Genomic DNA, 18,054 nt, shown 5'->3' on the forward strand with positions numbered 1-18,054 from the left:
CTTGAGCGTTTCAGCTTGAGTGTTTTCAACGGCCGCCTTGGGCGGTCCGGATTTTTGGCGGGGAAGCCCGCAGGAAGGCGCGCGGGTCATCCGCCACCTCGTGTCTCGATCGGGAAGGCCGCGTCATAGGCCGCGACCATGGCCCGCGCCTTCGCCCGCACCTCGGCGGCGGTGGCTCCGGGCCGGTAGAGGCTGGAGCCGAGGCCGAAGGTGCGAATGCCGGCGGCCGCATAAGCGGCGAACTCGTTCTCGCCGACCCCGCCCACCGCGCCGACCACCGTGCCCGGCGGCAGCACCACGGAAATCGCCTGGATGATCGCGGGCCCAAGCAGATTGGCGGGGAAGAATTTGAGCCCCGAGGCTCCGGCCTTCAGCGCGGTGAACGCCTCGGTCGGGGTCAGCACGCCGGGCATCGTCACCATGCCGTGGCGGGCGGCGCGGGCGATCACCGCTGCGTCGACATTCGGGCTCACCATCAGCCGGCCGCCGGCATAGTTGAGCAGGTCGACCTCCTCGACGTTCAGCACCGTGCCGGCGCCGATGAGCACGCCCTTTGGGGCGAGGCGCGCGGCGGTCTCGATGGAGGCGAAGGGATCGGGCGAGTTGAGCGGGATCTCGATCGCCTCCAGCCCCTCCTCGATCAGCACACCGACAATGGCTTCCGCCTCCTCCGGGCGGATGCCGCGCAGGATGGCGACCAGCCCGCGCCGCAGCTGCGGCCAGGGCACGCGGGGGGCGAAGGGGGCGTTCATGCGGTGATCCTTTCCAGCCGGAACGCCTTGAGGGCGACGGCGTGCAGCCCGGCGCGCACGCAGTCCTCGGCGTCGTGGAGGGTGACGGCGGCGAACCCGGCGCGTGTCATCGCGGTGCGGTAGAGAGCCGCCGCCGCGCCGGAGGCGATAAGCGCGACCGGGCCCGTCCCGGCGACGCGGGCCGCGCCGGCGAGTTCCACGCCGATCAGCAGGCCCGACAGCCGCGCCAGCGTCGCGTCCGGCGACATGCCGTCCAGCAGCCAGCCGGCGCGCAGGCGGAACAGGTCGCGCCCGAGCAGCTCCGGCGCGGCGAGGCCGTCCTCGACGCCGCGCGCAAAATCCGCCGAGGCGGGGTCCACCGCCGCCGCCCCCTCCACCGCCGGCGCGACGACGGAGGCGGTGCGCAGCAGATGGAACAGTTCGCCGGTGAGGAAGGTGGCGAAGCCGGCGACCGCGCCGCCTTCCACCTGCACCCATTTGGAATGAGTACCGGGCAGGCAGGCGACGCCTTCGAAGCCGTCGCGGATCAGCGGCAGCAGCTGGGTCTCCTCGCCGCGCATGACATCGGCCCCCGCCGCCCCGCGCTGGGCAATGCCGGGCAGGATGCGGATGAGGCGCCGCGCGGAGGGCACATGCGCCGCTTTCTCGGTCAACCCGTCCAGCCCGGCGGGGGTGGCGACATAGGCCGCCTCCACCCAGCCGGCGCGCGAGCCGACCATGCCGCACATCATAACAGGCACGCCCTCGGCGATGCCGAGCGCGTCGAGATGGGCCTCCAGCACGCGCTCGAACCCCTCCGCCCCCGAGGCGGCCAGCCCCTGGGCGCTGCGCCGCTCGGCCCGCACCGCGCCGCCGAGGTCCAGCGCCCATAGGCGAAAGCTCGACGTGCCCCAGTCGACGACAATGTGCGAGACCTCGTCCATCACAGCGCCCCCAGACGGACGCGCGGCTCGGCGCGGCCCTTGGCGCCGATGTCGAGAAGGAAGGTGCGCCCATGCTCCGGGTCCGCCGCACGGGCGTCCGCATCCATGTGCTGCCAGGCCGAGGTGACGAGCACGCGGTCGAAATGCGCGCCAACAAAGACCGGGCAGCTGGTCTGGTGCGCCGGGGTGGGCACGCTGCGGACGAGATCGCCCGCCGGCGAATAGGCGTTGAGCCGCGCCCCGCCCCAGATGGCGCACCAGATCAGCCCCTCGGCATCGGTGACGGCACCGTCGAGCCCGCCCGCGCCGGCATGGCGGTGCAGCAGGGTGGGCGCTTCCAGCGGCAGGCCGGAGCCGGGGTCGAGGCGCACACGGTAGAGCTCGCCCATCGCCGTGTCGGCGAAATAGCCAATCGTCCCATCCGGCGAAAAGCAGATGGCGTTGGGAATGGTGACGGCGGGAAATAGCGGGATCACCGCGCCGGCATGGAAGGCATAGACGGTGCCGGCGCCGGTCTCGGCGTTGCGGCCCATGGTGCTGAACCAGAAGGTGCCGGACGGGTGGACCCGGGCGTCGTTGGAACGGGTGCCGGCCTTGTCGGCCTCCACGGCGGCGAGCGTCTCCAGCCGGCCGCTGGCGACATCGCGCAGCATCAGCCCGGCCTCGGTGGCGAGCAGCTGGCGCTCGGCATCGACCATGGCCAGCGCGCTCGCCATCACCGGCAGCGCGTGCACGGTGATCGCGCCCGTGCCGAGCGGCGCCTCATAGAGCCGCTTCTCCACGATGTCGAACCACCAGGCGGTATCGCGCGCGGCGTCATAGGCCGGGCCCTCGCCGAGATGGCAGCGCTCGGGGCAGATGAGGGTGATGGGGGCTGCCTCGGGAGCGGGCGCGCTAATGGTTGTCACGCGGCATCCCCTTGGTCTGGGCGATGCGCTGGTAGCGCACGGCGTTTTCCAGCACGGCGCCGGTTTCCAGCTGGCCGACCAGCCCGCGCTGGATTTCCTGCCACGGCGTCTGGCTGGCGGGGTAGGCATAGCCGCCGGCCGCTTCCAGCTCGGCGCGGCGCCGGGCGAGTTCGTCCTCCGCCACCAGCATGTTGGCGCTGTTGCGCTTCAGATCGATGCGCACGCGGTCGCCGGTGCGCAGCAGCGCGAGACCGCCGCCGACCGCCGCTTCGGGCGAGGCATTGAGGATGGAGGGCGAGCCCGACGTGCCGGACTGGCGCCCGTCGCCGATGCAAGGCAGGGCATGCACGCCCGCCTTGATGAGGTAGTCCGGCGCCCGCATGTTCACCACTTCCGCCGCACCGGGATAGCCGATGGGGCCGGCGCCGCGCATGAACAGGATGCAGCCATCGTCAATGGCGAGCGCGGGGTCGTCGATGCGGGCGTGGTAGTCCTCCGGCCCGTCGAACACGATGGCCCGCCCCTCGAAGGCGTCCGGGTCGTCCGGGTTGGAGAGGTAGCGCACGCGGAATTCGGCGCTTATGACGCTGGTCTTCATGATGGCGGAAGAGAACAGATTGCCGCGCAGCACGCGGAAGCCGGCCTTTTCCTTCAGCGGCTGGTCATAGGGGCGGATCACCGCCTCGTCCTCGATGCGCGCGGAGGCGCAATTGGCGCCGAGCGTGCGCCCGTTCACCGTGAGCGCGTCCTCGGCGATGAGGCCCTGGCCCATCAGCTGGTTGACCACCGCCGGCACGCCGCCGGCATGGTAATAATCCTCGCCGAGATATTCGCCGGCGGGCTGCAGGTTCACCAGCAGCGGCACCTCCTCGCCATAGGTCTGCCAGTCGTCGATGGAGAGTTCCACCCCGACATGGCGGGCCAGCGCGTTGAGATGGATCGGTGCGTTGGTCGAGCCGCCAATGGCCGAATTCACCCGGATGGCGTTGAGGAAGGCGTCGCGGGTGAGGATGTCGGAGGGTTTCAGATCCTCATGCACCATCTCGACGATGCGCAGGCCGGTGCGGTAGGCGATTTCCTGCCGGTCGCGATAGGGCGCGGGAATGGCGGCGGAGCCGGGCAACTGCATGCCCAGCGCCTCGGCGAGCGAGTTCATCGTCGTCGCCGTGCCCATGGTGTTGCAATAGCCGGTGGAGGGGGCGGAGGACGCCACCAGCTTGACGAAGCCGGCATGGTCGATCTCGCCGGCCGCCAGCAATTCGCGCGCCTTCCACACGATGGTGCCGGAGCCGGTGCGCGCGCCCTTGTACCAGCCGTTCAGCATCGGCCCGACGGAGAGCGCGATGGCGGGAATGTTCACGGTGGCCGCCGCCATCAGCAGCGCCGGGGTGGTCTTGTCGCAGCCGATGGTCAGGACCACGCCGTCGAGCGGGTAGCCGTACAGCACCTCGACCAGGCCGAGATAGGCGAGGTTGCGGTCCAGCCCGGCGGTGGGGCGCTTGCCGGTTTCCTGGATGGGATGCACCGGAAACTCGATGGCGATGCCGCCGGCCTCGCGAATGCCGTCGCGCACCCGCTTGGCGAGTTCGAGATGGTGGCGGTTGCAGGGGGAAAGGTCCGAGCCGGTCTGGGCGATGCCGATGATCGGCCGGCCGCTCTGCAACTCCTCCTGGCTGAGGCCGAAATTGAGGTAGCGCTCGAGATAGAGCGCGGTCATGTCGATATTGTCGGGGTTGTCGAACCAGGCGCGGGAGCGCAGGGGCCGGTCGCGAAGGGGTGCGTCGCTCTTGCTGGCTTTGCCGTCCATGCGTGTCTCCTCAGGCTCAGTCGTGGAACGGCGCGACATCGAGGCGCCGGCCCAGCAGGAAGGCGTCGGCGACCAGTTGCAGCGGGGCGAGGTCGACATCCGATCCCCCCGTCTGAACGAGTTCGACGAAGCGCCGGTAGATGTTGCGATATTCCGCCTCGGGCTGGGCGCTCAGCACCTGCCCGTCGAGCGAGAGTTCGGCCCCGCCCTTGGCGAGCAGCAGCGTGCCCCGGTCGGTGTCGACTTCGATGTCCCAGCTCTGCGGCCCGGTCTGCAGGAAATCAAGATCGGCCTGCACCTTCAGCCCGTCCGCATCCGCGAAAGCGACCGTGGCGGCGATGGGCGCGGCACAGTTGGAGGGGAAGGACAGTTCCGCGCCGGTGACGAACACCGGGCGCGGCAGGATGGCAGTGAGGATCGACAGCGCATTGATGGCGGGGTCGAACACGCCGAGCCCGCCCGGCTCCCAGATCCAGCGCTGGCCGGGATGCCAGACGCGCACATCCTCCTTCCATGTCACCCGCACCCCGCGCGGCGCCACCTCGGCGAGGAAGGCGCGGGCCGGCTCCACCGCCGGGGCGAAGCGCGAATGCCAGGTGGCGAACAAAGTGCGTCCCGACGCCTGCGCCGCCGCGACCAGCGGGCCGAGCTCGCTCACCGTGGCGCCGGGCGGCTTTTCCAGCAGCACATGCTTGCCGGCCATGAGCGCCTGCGCCGCGAGGTCGTGCCGCCCCTGCGGCGGGGTGCACAGCGCCACCGCGTCGATCGCCTCGCCGCTCGCCAGCAGATCGGCGAGCGTCGCGAAATGGGCGACGCCGTCGAGGCGCGCATTGCGGCTGGCCACGGCGACGAGGTCGATACCCTCCGTCGCGGCGATGGCGGGGAGGTGCTGGTCGCGGGCAATCTTGCCGAGGCCGACCAGGGCGAGACGGATCGGGTTCATGGGCGCGTCTCCCCGATCGAGGCCGGCGTGCCGTCGACGAGGCGCGGCAGGCCGAGCGGATTGCCCGCCTGCACCGCGGCGGGCAGCAGCGCGTCCGGCAGGTCCTGGTAGCAGACCGGGCGCAGGAAGCGGCGGATGGCGAGCGTGCCGACCGAAGTGGAGCGCGGGTCGGAGGTGGCGGGGAACGGACCGCCATGCACCATGGCGTGGCAGACCTCCACGCCCGTCGGCCAGCCATTGGCGAGGATGCGTCCGGCCTTGTCCTCCAGCACCGGCAGCAGCCGGGCGGCGAGGGCGTGGTCCGCGGCCTCCAGATGCAGCGTCGCGGTCAGCTGGCCTTCCAGAGCGGCGGCCACCGCCGCCATCTCCGCCTCATCCGCGCAGCGGATCACCAGCGAGGAGGCGCCGAACACTTCGTGCGACAGCAGCGGCTCGCGCAGGAAGGCGGCGGCGTCGGTGACGAACAGCGCCGGACGGCAGGCATTGACACCGCCCTCGCCGCCATGGGCGAGTTCGGTGACCTCCGGCTGCTCCGCCAGCGCCGCGACGCCCTTGCCATAGGCGCCGGCAATGCCGGGGGTAAGCATGGTCGCGGCCGGCGCGGCGGAAACCGCCGTGGCGGCCGCCGCGATGAAGCGGTCGAGCGCCGGGCCGGCCATTGCGATGACGAGGCCGGGATTGGTGCAGAACTGGCCGGCGCCCATGGTGAGCGAGCCGACAAAGCCGGCCGCCAGCGCCTCGGCGCGCGCCTCAAGCGCGGCGGGCAGCAGGAACACCGGGTTGATGCTGCTCATCTCGGCAAAGACCGGGATCGGCTCGGGCCGGCTGGCGGCGATGCGGCACAGAGCGAGGCCGCCGCCGCGCGAGCCGGTGAAGCCCACCGCCTTGATGCGCGGATCGGCCACCAGCGCACCGCCGAGCTCGTTCGACGTGCCGGTGAGCAGCGAGAACACGCCTTCCGGCAGGCCGGCCTCGACTACGGCCGCGCGAATGGCGCGGCCGACGAGTTCCGAGGTGCCGGGATGAGCGGGATGACCCTTGACGATGACCGGGCAGCCCGCCGCCAGCGCCGAGGCGGTGTCGCCGCCGGCGACCGAGAAGGCCAGCGGAAAATTCGAGGCGCCGAACACCACCACCGGGCCGAGGCCGATATGGCGCAGGCGCAGATCCGCGCGCGGCAGCGGCGTACGCTCGGGCAGGGCGCTGTCGAGGCGCGGCTCGTCGGCCCCGCCCGCCCTCACCCAGCTGGCGAACAGCCGGAGCTGGCCGGTGGTGCGGGCGCGCTCGCCGGTAAGCCGGGCGACGGGCAGGCCGGTCTCGCGCGCCGCACGGGCGATCAGCGTGTCCCCCAACGCCTCGATCTTCCCGGCGATGGCGTCGAGAAAGGCGGCGCGCGCCTCCGGCGTGGTGGCGCGGTAGAGCGGGTAAGCCTGCGCCGCCAGCGCCGCCGCTTGCCCCACCTCGGCCGGGCCGGCCTCGAAAAAGGCCGGTTCCAGCGCGGTACCGGTGGCGGGATCGATTGCCTGGAAGGTCGCCGCGCCGGTGAGATCGCGGGACCCGAGAAGAGCGGCTCCGGTAAGGTTGGTCATGTCCATCGCGCTCACTTACCCCACCTCAATACCAGCGGATCGAGCCGCCGGGCAAGTTCCAGCAGCCCGGCCCGCGTCGCCGGATGCACCGGCGGCAGGGGCGCGCGCAGCGTGTCGTGCTTGATGACCCCGCCTTCCTGCATCAGGATTTTCGCCGTGGCGAAACCGGCCTGCCGGTTCTCGTAATTGATCAGCGGCAGCCAGCGCTGATAGGCGTCGAGCGCCGCTTCGCGGTCCCCGGCGACATAGGGGTCGATGATCTCACGGATGCCATCGGGGAAGCCGCCGCCGGTCATGGCGCCGGTGGCCCCCGCATCGAGATCGGCCAGCAGCGTGATCGCCTCCTCGCCGTCCCACGGGCCGACGATGGACTCCCCGCCGGCCTCGATCAGCGCCCGCAGCTTGTTCGCCGCCTGCGGCACCTCGATCTTGAAATAGGCGAGGTTCTCGATTTCCTGCGCCATCTTCGCCAGGAACGGCACGGAGAGCGGCGTGCCGGCGACGGGCGCGTCCTGCACCATGATCGGAATGTCGATGGCGTCGGACACCGCCTTGTAGAAGGCGTAGACGGAAGGCTCCGGCACGCGGAAGGTGGCGCCGTGATAGGGCGGCATCACCATCACCATCGCCGCGCCCGCCTCCTGCGCGCGCTTCGAACGCTCGGCGCAGATATGGGTGGCGAAATGGGTGGTGGTGACGATGACCGGCACCCGCCCCGCCACATGCTCCAGCACCGTGGTCATGACGCGGTCGCGCTCATCATCCGCCAGCACGAACTGCTCGGAGAAATTGGCGAGGATGCACAGGCCGTGCGAGCCCGCATCGATCATGAAGTCGATGCAGCGCTTCTGGCCGTCGAGATCGAGCCGGCCATCGGCGTCGAACACGGTCGGCGCGACCGGGAACACGCCCTTATACGGGCCGGCGGCAGAAAGGCTCGTCATGCTGCACCTCAGTGATTGTCGCGGGGAACGGGCGAACCCGAACGCCCGACCAGAAAGTCGAAATCCGCGCCGCGGTCGGCCTGCAGCACGTGGTCGATGTAAAGCCGCTGGTAGCCGCGCGCGGCGTGCGGTTCCGGCGGCACCCAGGCGGCGCGGCGGGCGGCCATTTCCTCCTCGCTCACATGCAGGTGCAGCGAGCGGGCGGGCACGTCGAGGGTGATGAGATCACCGTTCCGCACCAGCGCCAGCGGCCCGCCGGCAGTGGCCTCGGGTGCGACATGCAGCACCACGGTGCCATAGGCGGTGCCGGACATGCGGGCGTCGGAAATGCGGATCATGTCCCGCACGCCCTCACGCAGCAGCTTGGCGGGAAGCGGCATGTTGCCGACCTCCGCCATGCCGGGGTAGCCCTTCGGGCCGCAATGCTTCAGCACCATGATGCAGGAGGCGTCGATATCCAGTGCCTCGTCATTCACCGCATGGTGCATCTCCTCGACGCTCTCGAACACCACGGCGCGGCCGGTGTGCTGCATCAGTTCCGGCGAGGCGGCGGAGGGCTTGATGACCGCGCCATCCGGCGCGAGGTTGCCGGTGAGGATGGCGATGCCGGCTTCCGGCTTGAACGGCGCCTCGAACGGGGTGATGACCTCGGGGTTCCAGTTCGGCGCCTTTTCGACATTCTCCCACAGCGTGCGGCCATTCACCGTGCGGGCGTCCTTGTTCAGCAGGCCGCGCTCGCCCAGCGCCCGCAGCACCGCCGGCAGGCCGCCGGCATAGTAGAAATCCTCCATCAGGAAGCGGCCCGACGGCATCAGGTCGACGAGGCAATGGATGTCGCGCCCCAGCCGGTCGAAATCCGCCAGCGTGAGGTCAACGCCGACGCGCCCGGCGAGCGCGAGCAGATGCACCACCGCATTGGTCGAGCCGCCAATGGCGGCCAGCGCACGGATGGCGTTCTCGAAGGCTTCCCGCGTCAGGATGTCGGAGGGCTTGAGGTCCTCGTGCACCATGTCGACGATGCGCCGCCCGGCCAGGCGCGCCAGCAAATTGCGGCGGGCGTCGACGGCGGGAATGGCGGCGTTCTCCGGCAGGCCGATGCCGAGCGCTTCCACCATCGAGGCCATGGTGGAGGCGGTGCCCATGGTCATGCAGGACCCCGACGAGCGGTTCATGCCCGCTTCCGCCTCATGAAACTCGGCCATGGTGATCTCGCCGGCGCGCAGCTGCTCGCTCATCGAGATGATGTTGGTGCCGGAACCGATGATCTGGCCGCGATAATTACCGCGCAGCTGCGGCCCGCCGGACACGCCGATGGCCGGCAAATCGGCGGAGGCCGCGCCCATCAGCAAAGCGGGCGTGGTCTTGTCGCAGCCCATCAAGAGCACCACGCCGTCGAGCGGATGGGCGCGGATCGCCTCTTCCACATCCATCGAGGCGAGGTTGCGAAAAAGCATGGCGGTGGGGCGCATCGTCACCTCGCCGAGCGAGGAGACCGGGAATTCCAGGGGATAGCCGCCCGCATCCAGCACGCCGCGCCGCACATGCTCGGCGAGGTCGCGGAAATGGATGTTGCAGGGGGTGAGTTCCGACCAGGTATTGCAGATGCCGATCACCGGGCGGCCGTCGAAACGGTCCTGCGGCTGACCGGAATTCTTCAGGAAGGAGCGGTAATAGAACCCCATCTTGTCCTGCCGGCCGAACCAGGCCTGGCTGCGCAAAGGCTTCTTGTTGTCGTTGGTCGATCCGTCATCGCTCATTTCGGCACCCGGTCAGCCGGCCGCGCCGTGGCGGCGCAGGCCGTTGAAAATCACATTGGTCATGGCGGCGGCGGCAGCCTCGCCATCGGCATCGGCGATCGCCTCGACGATGCGCTCATGCGCGGCCACGGCGATGTCGTGCTCGCGCGCGTCGGCAGGGGCGGAGAGCACGAAGGAGGCGCGCAGCGCCGCCTCGATCACCGCACCGACCGAGCGCATGAACGGGTTGCCCGAGGCGGTGGCCACTTCCACATGCAGCGTCAAATCGGCCTCGGCGAAGCCCTCGGAGGCGCCGGGCTCGTCCTTCATCTGCGCGACGGCGCGGCGCATCACCGCGAGCTGTTCCTCGCTGCGGCGCTCGGCGGCCAGCGCGGCGGCGCGCGGCTCCACCGCAAGGCGGATTTCCGAGAGATCGCGCAGGAAGCGCTTGTCGATGCCGGAATCGAGATGCCAGGCCAGCACATCGGCGTCGAACATGTTCCAGGCGGCGCGCTCGCGCACCACCGTGCCGACCCGCGCCTTGGTGGAAAGCAGGCCCTTGGCCACCAGCGTCTTCACGCTTTCGCGCAGCACCGGCCGCGACACGCCGAAGAGCAGCGTCAGCTCGGCATCGCCCGGCAGTTTGGCGCCCTCGCCATAGCGGCCGGCAATGATGTCGATGCCGATGGTGCGCGCCACTTCCGCATGGTTGGAATGCGAGCGGCGGGTGGGGATGACGATGATCTGCGAGGTGTTGGGCGCGCTCATGGATGGGCTCCGGCCGGGGCGCGCCGCGAGCGGCGGGCCAGGTGCAAGGTGAGCTGCTGGAAGGCGATGAAGGCGAACAGCAGGAGCCCGGTGGCGATCTTGGCCCACCAGCTCGACAGCATGCCGTCGAAGCTGATGTAGGTCTGGATCAGGCCCTGGATCATCACGCCCAGGAAGGAGCCGAAGATGAAGCCGTACCCGCCCGAGAGCAGCGTGCCGCCAATCACCACCGCCGCGATGGCGTCGAGTTCGACGCCGACGGCGGAGAGCGAATAGCCCGACGAGGTGTAGAGCGAGAACACGATTCCCGCGAGCCCGGCCAGCACGCTGGAGAGGGTGTAGATGAGCACCGTGGTGCGCGCGACATTGATGCCCATCAGCCCCGTCGCGGTGCGCGAGCCGCCCAGCGCATAGACATTGGCGCCGAAGCGCGTGAGGTGCAGCAGCACCATGCCCGCGAGCACCACCGCGATCATGATCATGGCCGGCACGGTGAGGCGCGCGCCGCCCTCGAAGCGCAAGGCATGGTCGGAGAGGTGGGCGTAGAGATCGGCGGTGATGGGGAGCGATTCCGTCGACAGAAGGAAGCTTGCCCCCCGCGCCAGGAACATGCCGGCCAGGGTGACGATGAAGGCCGGCAGCTCGAAATACTGGATGATCGCCCCCATACAGGCGCCGAACAGCGCGCAGAGCACGAGGATCAGCACGAAGGCGGCGAGCGGGGGGATGCCCCAGCGCTCGATGGCCAGCGCCAGGAACACGGTGGTGAAGCCGATGACCGAGCCGACCGAGAGGTCGATGCCGCCGGAAATGATGACGAAGGTCATGCCCACCGCGACGATGACGAGGAAGGCATTGTCGGTGAGCAGGTTCATCACCACCCGCAGCGAGGCGAAGTTGGGGTAGATGAGCGAGCAGACCACAAATCCGGCAAGGAATACCGCAGCGGTGGCGAGCACCGGCGTCAGCCGGCCAAGGGAGCGGATCATCGGCGCGGGCCTCCGGATGTCGCGCGGCTGAACAGCACGCCGAGCCCGGCCAGCGCGCCGCCGAGCCGGGGCGACTGGGCGAGCAGCACGGCGAGCACCACCACCGCCTTCACCACCAGATTGGTCTCCGGCGGAAAACCCGAGAGCAGGATGCCCGTGTTCATCGCCTGGATGATGAGCGCGCCGACCACGGCGAGCAGGATGGAAAAGCGCCCGCCGAACAGCGAGGTGCCGCCGATCACCACGGCGAGGATGGCGTCGAGCTCCAGCCACAGCCCGGCATTATTGGCGTCGGCGCCGAGAATGTCGGCGCTGGCGACGATGCCGGCCAGCGCGGCGCACAGGCCGCTCCACACATAGACCGCGACGGTGATGAGCTTTGTCCCGATGCCGGCCAGCGCGCTGGCGCGGGGATTGCCGCCCGTCGCCTCGATCATCAGCCCGAGCGCGGTGCCGCGCACCACCAGCAGCGTCAGCGCCATCATGCCGAGCGTCAGCACGACGGGCGTCGGCAGGCCGAGCACCGAACCGCCGCCGAGAAAAGCGAGCTGTGGCGAGGTGAAGGTGACGATGCGCCCCTCGGTGATGAGCTGGGCGATGCCGCGCCCCGCCACCATGAGGATCAGCGTCGCGACAATCGGCTGGATGCCGAGCACGGCGACGAGAAAGCCGTTCCACAGCCCGCACAGCAGCCCGGCGCCGAGCGCGGCGGCGAGCACGACGGGGAGGGCGTGACTGTCGGCGAGGCTGGCGGCGATGGCGCCGCAGATCGCCATGACCGCGCCGACCGAGAGGTCGATGCCGCGCATGGCGATGACCAGCACCATGCCGATGGACAGCAGCGCCACCGGCGCACCGCGGTTGAGCACGTCGATCAGACTGCCGAACAGCCGCCCGTCCTGCACGCGGATGTCGAAGAATTGCGGCGAGACCATCCAGTTGGCGAGCAGGATCACGCCGAGCGCGAGGAGCTGCGAGGTGCCGAGACGGGGAAAACGCATGGCCATGGTCCGCCCCTCACGCCGCCGCCGGCGGGGCGGCGGGCGCCTCGGCGATGGCGGCGAGGATGGAGGCCACGTCGATCTGCTCCCCGCCGAGCCGGGCGACATGGGCGCGGTCGCGCAGCACGATCACCTCGTCGGCATAGGTGACAAGCTCTTCCAGCTCGGAGGAAACGACCAGAAGCGCCATCCCCTCCGCGCACAATTCGCGGATCAGCCGGATGATCTCGGCATGGGCGCCGACATCGATGCCGCGCGTCGGCTCGTCGAGGATGAGCAGGCGCGGCGCGGTGGCGAGCCAGCGGGCGAGCAGCGCCTTCTGCTGGTTGCCGCCCGAGAGCAGGCCGATGGGACGTTCCGGGTCCGGGGGGCGGATGTCGAGCAGGCGGATGAACTTCGCCGCAATGGCGTCCTGCTCGCGTCGCGACAGCGGGGAGAGGGCGCCGCGCCGGGCCTGCAGCGCCAGCACGATGTTCTCGCGCACGGTGAGATCGGCGACGATACCCTCGGTCTTGCGCTCCTCCGGGCAATAGCCGAAGCCGAGCGCCATCGCCTCGCGCGGCGAACCGATGGACGCGGCGCGACCCGCGACTTCCGCCGTGCCGCAATCGGCGCGGTCGGCGCCGAAGACGAGCCGCACCGTCTCCGTCCGCCCGGAGCCCAGCAGCCCGGCGAGGCCGACGACATGGCCGGCGCGCAAAGTGAGGTCGAAGGGGGCGACCATGCCCTCCTTGCCGAAGCCGCGAAAGGCGGCGACTTCGGCGGCCGGCGCGTCCTCGGTGCGCGGCGGGCGCTCGGTCGTCGCCTCGCTCAGCTCGCGCCCCAGCATCAGCCGCACCAGATCGAGCCGCGGCATCTCCGCGATGGGGGCGCTGCCGGCGAGGCGGCCATTGCGCAGCACGGTGATGCGGTCGCAGATGGCGTAGACCTGATCGAGGAAATGGGTGACGAAGACGATGCCGATGCCGCGCGCTTTGAGCTGGCGCATCACCGCGAACAGCACCTCCACCTCATGCGCGTCGAGGCTGGCGGTCGGTTCGTCGAGAATGAGCACCCGGGCCGACTGGTCGACCGCGCGGGCGATGGCGACGATGTGCTGCACGGCGACGGAATAGCTCTCCAGCGGCGCGGCGACATCGATGGACAGGCCGAATTCGGCGAGCAAAGCGCGGGCGCGCCGGCGCATCTCGCCCTCGCGCACGAGGCCGAAGCGGGTCGGCTGGCGGCCGAGAAACAGGTTCTGCGCCACGGAAAGGTTGGGCGCGAGATTGACCTCCTGATAGACGGTCGCGAGCCCCATCCGCACCGCCTCTTCGGCCGAGCGCGGGGCGATCTCGACGCCGTCGAGCCCCATCGTCCCGGCATCGCGCGTCACGACGCCGGTCATGGTCTTGATCAGGGTGGACTTGCCGGCGCCGTTCTCGCCCAGCAGCGCATGAATCTCGCCCGGGCGCAGGGTGAAGTCGACGCGGTCGAGCGCAACGAAGCCGGCAAAGGACTTTGAGAAGCCGGTCACGGCCAGCAGCGGGCGCGGGGGCGTTTCGGTGGCGTGCATGGACGGCCTCGGAAGCGGCGGGAAAGCGGCGCGAGCCGGCCGGAGGAGGAGCCGGCCCGCGCAGGGCAGGGGCTGCGGGCGAGGACCGCAGCGGCACCTGCTGGAGGATCGAGCAGAGCCTGTCCTGTGCGCGAAAGTCTGCCCCCTTTCACGCGCAAAGCTCAGTAACCGAGGTCCTTCTTGGATTCGTAGACTGCCATCGGGTTGTCGGCCTGGGTGTAGAGCTTGGATTCCGTCTGGATCCACTTCGGCGGCACGGTGCCCTTTTCCTTGAAGGCGATGACGGCGTCGAAGGCGGGGCCGGCCATGTTGGGGGTCAGTTCCACCGTGGCATTGGCTTCGCCAGCCGCCATGGCCTTGAAAATGTCCGGCACGGCGTCGATGGAGACGGTGAGGATCTCGGTGCCCGGCTTCAGCCCGGCTTCCTTCATCGCCTGGATGGCGCCGACCATCATGTCGTCATTATGGGCGTAGACGGCGCAGATGTTCTTGCCGCCGCCTTCCGCCTTGATGAAGCTCTCCATCACTTCCTTGCCCTTGGCACGGGTGAAGTCGCCGGTCTGGCTGCGCACGATCTTGACGTTGGAAGCGCCGGCGATGCCGTCCTCAAAACCCTTCTTGCGGTTGGTGGCGACGGAGGCGCCGACCGTGCCCTGAAGCTCCACCACATTGCACGGCTTGCCGGCGACGGTCTTCACCAGCCACTCGCCGGCGACCTTGCCTTCATGCACGCTGTCGGAGGTGACGGCGGTGAGGTAGAGATCCTTGCCCGAGGGGTCGATGTCGCGGTCGAGCAGCACGACCGGGATCTTCGCCTCCTTGGCCTCCTTCAGCACCGAATCCCAGCCGGTGGCGACCACGGGCGCGAGGAAGATGGCGTCCACGCCCTGGGCGACGAAGGCGCGGATGGCCTTGATCTGGTTTTCCTGCTTCTGCTGGGCGTCGGCGATCTTGAAATTGATGTTCCGCTTCTTGGCCTCGGCCTTGGAAACGGTGGTCTCGGCGGCGCGCCAGCCCGATTCCGAGCCGATCTGCGAGAAGCCGATGGTCATGTCGGCCGCCTGCGCGCCGACCGAGAACAGCGCGCCGGACACGGCGGACGCGAGCAGCAAGGCCCTGAAATTCATTGGCGTTTCTCCCGTGAGGTCTCACCGTCGCGCCACTTGCGGGCGCTTGCCGGCGGGGAATCTATGCCACAGTCTCGAACGACTGAATAGTCATACTGTTTGACTTTTTAACATGCCACTTCGTCACCCCCGAACGGACCGGGCGGGAACGGGCAGGGGACCGGGAAGTTGTTCCCTCAGCCAAGCTGCTTTGGCAGGAGGAACGCCATGAAACTGTTCGCACCTACCGCCATTCTCACCCTCGCGGGGGCGCTGACCCTCGGTGCCGGCGCCGCCGTCGCCGGACCCTGCACGGACCGTCTCGCCCAGTTGGAGAAGAAGGTTTCCGCCAGCGACGCCGGCTCCGGCCCGACCAATCTGCCGGCGGCCGGCACCACCGCCCCCGATGCGGCCACGCCGCGCGCCGGCGAGGCGCCGGGCACCGGCGGCACCACCGGCATGAACGAGACGCTGGCCGGCAAGGCCGCTTCGCCCGCCGATGTCCGCGCCCAGACCTCGGGCCAGAAGACAGCGGCGGAAGGCGGCGCCTCCACCGCCGGCCAGCTCGACGACGCCATGGCGCGGGCGCGCACGGCCGACGCCGCCGGTGACGCAACTGCCTGCGGCAAGGCGCTCGACGAGGCGGAAAAGCTCATCCCGGGCTGACGATAACGGCCGCCCCCCATGGGAGGCGCCCGCATTTTCGATCACGGAGCGGCGGGATCAGAGCGCCGGCCCTTCCATCACGTCCTTGGCGTCGAGGGTGAGCGGGCGCGGGCTGCCGGCCTCGCCCATCCTGCGCAGCGCCGCCGCCTCGATGCGCAGGCGGTGCTGCTCGAACCGGGCGAGACGGTCGGCGCGGCTGGCGAGCGGGCTGTTCTCCAGCCGCTCCAGCGCGTCCCAGCCGACGAGGCATTCGACGATGTCGTCGTCGCCCCGGAAGAAAAAGCGGATCACCTTCTGTTCGGTAATATCTTCCGCTGGCTTGGCCGAATGATGAAGTGTCATGACTTCCTCCTTGCTGACAAGGACAACCCGGCAGGACGGTAGAAGTTCGAGGGCACTTCGGCGCGCGCACGGCTTTAGATCACGTTAGCGAATGTTGGCCATCATGCCCCCACAATGGCATTTCATATCCGGATGCCTCGGGCACGGAATGAGAACGATGCGATGATTTCGCCAAGCGATGTGACGCCAAACGACCTGACGCCAAGCGACGTGACGCCAAGCGACGTGACACGACGGATCGCCGAGACGGTGGAGGCCCGCCTCGGCCGCATCGACAACCGCGATGTCGGCATCTATCCCGTCGAGGCGCCGGGCGACGCTCCCAATTGGGCCGCCCGCATCGCCCGCTCGGCCGGCGGCGGCCCGGCCTACCGGCAATGGCGGCATGACCAATTGCGCGCCGCCGTCCATGCGGTCCAGCGCGAGATGCCGCGCATCAACTGGGAAGGGTGAGCGGGGCGGTTCAGCGCCCGCCGGGCACCGCGATCAGATTGCGCGGGCTGGTGCCGACCTTGATGCGGCCGAGAACGGCGCTTGTGCCGATGTCGACCACCACCACCTCGTCCTCCGCCCAGTCCACCGCCGCCGCGCGGGTGGGGGAGGCCACCGCGATGCCTTCGGGAAAGCTGCCGAGCCGGGGCAGCGTCGGCGCTATCGCGCGCGTGCCGGCATCGAGCACCGCCAGCCGGCCGCTCTGCTGGTTGCTCACCAGAACGCGGCTTCCATCCGGCGTCACCGCCACCCCATAGGGCATGAGCCCGACCTTGACCCGGGCGATCTCGCGCGGCGCGACGCCGGTGTCGAGGATGGAGAGATCGCCGCTCTGCACATTGGCGACATAGAGCCGGTCCCCCGCCGGGGCCAGCGCCAGAGCGAAGGGCGCGCGTCCCACCGGCACGGTGGCGACACGGCTCATATCGGCGACCCGCACCACGCTGACCTGATTGCTCTCACGGTCCGCGACATAGGCGAGGGCGCCGGCCGCATCCAGCACCAGCCCCGCCGGCGCCTTGCCGATCGCCACGCGGCCGGTCTCGGCGCCGGTGGCGGCATCGAGCCGGATCAGGGCGTTGCCGCTCCAGTCGCTCACCAGAAGGGCACGTCCGTCCGGCGTGACAGCGACGCCGAACGGCTCCAGCCCGGCCTTGAACGTCGCCGTCACCCGGCGCGCCGCGAGGTCGATGCGGCTGACGAGGCTGAGATCGGGGTGGGTGACATAGAGCGTCGCCCCATCCGGGCTGGCGGCGAGGCCGGCGGGCACGGCGGCGACGCCAATCACCGCCCGCACCGCCCGCGCGTCGATATCGACCAGCGCCACCTCCGCCGCCTTCTGCGACACCACCGCCATGAGCGGGGAGGGCGGCTCGGCCCGTGCCGCACCGGCCGCGGCAAAGGGCAGGGCGAGCGCGGAGATGGCAAGCGCGAGCCGCGCCAGGGCGGCGCGCCGGGACAGCGCCCCCGCCCTCGCCGCGCCGCCCTCGCGCGCGCCGCTCACTTGCCGGTTACCTTGGCCTGCAGCCCCTTGAGGCCCTGCTTGATGAAATCGGTCATCGCCGCCACGGCGGCCTCGTCGTTGCGATCCTCCGGCGGCTCGTTGGTCGTGTCGGCCCGGTAGAAGCGGGCATCCCACGTCACCAGGCTGCCGGCGCCGTCCGGCTTCACCTCGATGGTCTGGGTGTAGAAGCTGACCGGGATCGCCTCGGCATTCTCGGTGAGCAGGCGATAGGAGATGCGGCGGGCGGCGGGGTCGATCTCGTCCAGCCCCTCCTTGATCTCGCCCTTCTCCAGCGTCACCACGCGCTCGGCGCCGGACGCGTCGCCGCCGGTGGCTTCCAGCTTCTTCACCAGCGGATGCCATTCGCCGAGGCTGCCGAAGCGGGAGAGCACGGCCCACACCGCCTCCGGCGGGGCGGCGATCACCAGCGTCTCGTCGGCCCGCTGGGGCGTCGGCCCATGGGCGAAGGCCAGAGCGGGGGCGAGGAGCAGCAGGCAGAGCGCAAACGCACGTCGTTGAAGCATGGTCGT

At 70.0% G+C, this 18,054-nt stretch carries 18 protein-coding genes; 2 read left to right on the forward strand and 16 right to left on the reverse strand.

The window, feature by feature from the left end; translation table 11 throughout:
- Nucleotides 1-86: 86 nt before the first annotated feature.
- From J2S75_RS02480 to ytfQ, 13 genes are all read right to left on the reverse strand, one after another.
- Complete coding sequence (locus J2S75_RS02480; protein WP_307017869.1) at nucleotides 87-752, reverse strand: 2-dehydro-3-deoxy-6-phosphogalactonate aldolase; 666 nt, start codon at nucleotides 750-752, stop codon at nucleotides 87-89.
- On the reverse strand, nucleotides 749-1,675 hold the full coding sequence (locus tag J2S75_RS02485; protein ID WP_307017870.1) for a 2-dehydro-3-deoxygalactonokinase: 927 nt from the start codon (nucleotides 1,673-1,675) through the stop codon (nucleotides 749-751). Before J2S75_RS02485 ends, J2S75_RS02480 begins: the two co-directional genes overlap by 4 nt.
- Nucleotides 1,675-2,583 (reverse strand): SMP-30/gluconolactonase/LRE family protein, encoded by a 909-nt coding sequence (locus J2S75_RS02490; RefSeq protein WP_307017872.1) that lies wholly within the window; start codon nucleotides 2,581-2,583, stop codon nucleotides 1,675-1,677. Before J2S75_RS02490 ends, J2S75_RS02485 begins: the two co-directional genes overlap by 1 nt.
- Nucleotides 2,570-4,390, reverse strand: a complete 1,821-nt coding sequence (locus J2S75_RS02495) for an IlvD/Edd family dehydratase (RefSeq protein ID WP_307017874.1) — start codon at nucleotides 4,388-4,390, stop codon at nucleotides 2,570-2,572. Before J2S75_RS02495 ends, J2S75_RS02490 begins: the two co-directional genes overlap by 14 nt.
- A 16-nt stretch (nucleotides 4,391-4,406) precedes the next feature.
- Nucleotides 4,407-5,333, reverse strand: a complete 927-nt coding sequence (locus J2S75_RS02500) for a Gfo/Idh/MocA family protein (protein ID WP_307017876.1) — start codon at nucleotides 5,331-5,333, stop codon at nucleotides 4,407-4,409.
- On the reverse strand, nucleotides 5,330-6,928 hold the full coding sequence (locus J2S75_RS02505) for an aldehyde dehydrogenase (NADP(+)) (RefSeq protein WP_307018487.1): 1,599 nt from the start codon (nucleotides 6,926-6,928) through the stop codon (nucleotides 5,330-5,332). The genes J2S75_RS02500 and J2S75_RS02505 overlap by 4 nt, the downstream gene beginning before the upstream one ends.
- A gap of 5 nt (nucleotides 6,929-6,933) precedes the next feature.
- Complete coding sequence (locus J2S75_RS02510; RefSeq protein ID WP_307017877.1) at nucleotides 6,934-7,866, reverse strand: dihydrodipicolinate synthase family protein; 933 nt, start codon at nucleotides 7,864-7,866, stop codon at nucleotides 6,934-6,936.
- Between the two features lie 8 nt (nucleotides 7,867-7,874).
- Entirely contained in the window at nucleotides 7,875-9,623 is a 1,749-nt protein-coding gene (locus tag J2S75_RS02515; protein ID WP_307017880.1) for an IlvD/Edd family dehydratase, read from the reverse strand.
- A 12-nt stretch (nucleotides 9,624-9,635) separates the two neighbouring features.
- Entirely contained in the window at nucleotides 9,636-10,370 is a 735-nt protein-coding gene (locus tag J2S75_RS02520) for a FadR/GntR family transcriptional regulator (protein ID WP_307017883.1), read from the reverse strand.
- Entirely contained in the window at nucleotides 10,367-11,359 is a 993-nt protein-coding gene (gene yjfF / locus J2S75_RS02525) for a galactofuranose ABC transporter, permease protein YjfF (RefSeq protein ID WP_307017885.1), read from the reverse strand. Before yjfF ends, J2S75_RS02520 begins: the two co-directional genes overlap by 4 nt.
- Nucleotides 11,356-12,366, reverse strand: a complete 1,011-nt coding sequence (locus tag J2S75_RS02530; protein ID WP_307017887.1) for an ABC transporter permease — start codon at nucleotides 12,364-12,366, stop codon at nucleotides 11,356-11,358. The genes yjfF and J2S75_RS02530 overlap by 4 nt, the downstream gene beginning before the upstream one ends.
- A 10-nt stretch (nucleotides 12,367-12,376) precedes the next feature.
- Complete coding sequence (locus tag J2S75_RS02535) at nucleotides 12,377-13,915, reverse strand: sugar ABC transporter ATP-binding protein (RefSeq protein WP_307017889.1); 1,539 nt, start codon at nucleotides 13,913-13,915, stop codon at nucleotides 12,377-12,379.
- Between the two features lie 161 nt (nucleotides 13,916-14,076).
- Nucleotides 14,077-15,042, reverse strand: a complete 966-nt coding sequence (gene ytfQ / locus J2S75_RS02540) for a galactofuranose ABC transporter, galactofuranose-binding protein YtfQ (protein ID WP_307017891.1) — start codon at nucleotides 15,040-15,042, stop codon at nucleotides 14,077-14,079.
- 207 nt (nucleotides 15,043-15,249) lie between these two features.
- Between ytfQ and J2S75_RS02545 the strand changes: the two genes are divergently transcribed.
- Complete coding sequence (locus tag J2S75_RS02545; RefSeq protein WP_307017893.1) at nucleotides 15,250-15,687, forward strand: hypothetical protein; 438 nt, start codon at nucleotides 15,250-15,252, stop codon at nucleotides 15,685-15,687.
- Between the two features lie 57 nt (nucleotides 15,688-15,744).
- Here J2S75_RS02545 and J2S75_RS02550 read toward each other — a convergent pair whose 3' ends face one another.
- Nucleotides 15,745-16,029: a DUF1488 family protein gene (locus tag J2S75_RS02550; protein WP_307017895.1), complete on the reverse strand. Its 285-nt coding sequence runs from the start codon at nucleotides 16,027-16,029 to the stop codon at nucleotides 15,745-15,747.
- A 162-nt stretch (nucleotides 16,030-16,191) separates the two neighbouring features.
- Here J2S75_RS02550 and J2S75_RS02555 point away from each other — a divergent pair, with 162 nt between their 5' ends.
- Complete coding sequence (locus tag J2S75_RS02555; RefSeq protein WP_307017896.1) at nucleotides 16,192-16,482, forward strand: hypothetical protein; 291 nt, start codon at nucleotides 16,192-16,194, stop codon at nucleotides 16,480-16,482.
- A 10-nt stretch (nucleotides 16,483-16,492) separates the two neighbouring features.
- On the opposite strand, the gene J2S75_RS02560 is transcribed toward J2S75_RS02555, so the two are convergent.
- Together J2S75_RS02560 and J2S75_RS02565 are read right to left on the reverse strand one after the other, a co-directional pair.
- The gene (locus J2S75_RS02560; RefSeq protein WP_307017897.1) at nucleotides 16,493-17,524 is read right to left on the reverse strand and encodes a YncE family protein; all 1,032 of its coding nucleotides are present in this window, start codon (nucleotides 17,522-17,524) and stop codon (nucleotides 16,493-16,495) included.
- Nucleotides 17,521-18,048 (reverse strand): SRPBCC family protein, encoded by a 528-nt coding sequence (locus tag J2S75_RS02565; RefSeq protein WP_307017898.1) that lies wholly within the window; start codon nucleotides 18,046-18,048, stop codon nucleotides 17,521-17,523. Before J2S75_RS02565 ends, J2S75_RS02560 begins: the two co-directional genes overlap by 4 nt.
- Between the last annotated feature and the right edge of the window lie 6 nt (nucleotides 18,049-18,054).

It is taken from the genome of Ancylobacter polymorphus (assembly GCF_030813495.1).
Lineage (GTDB): Bacteria > Pseudomonadota > Alphaproteobacteria > Rhizobiales > Xanthobacteraceae > Ancylobacter > Ancylobacter polymorphus.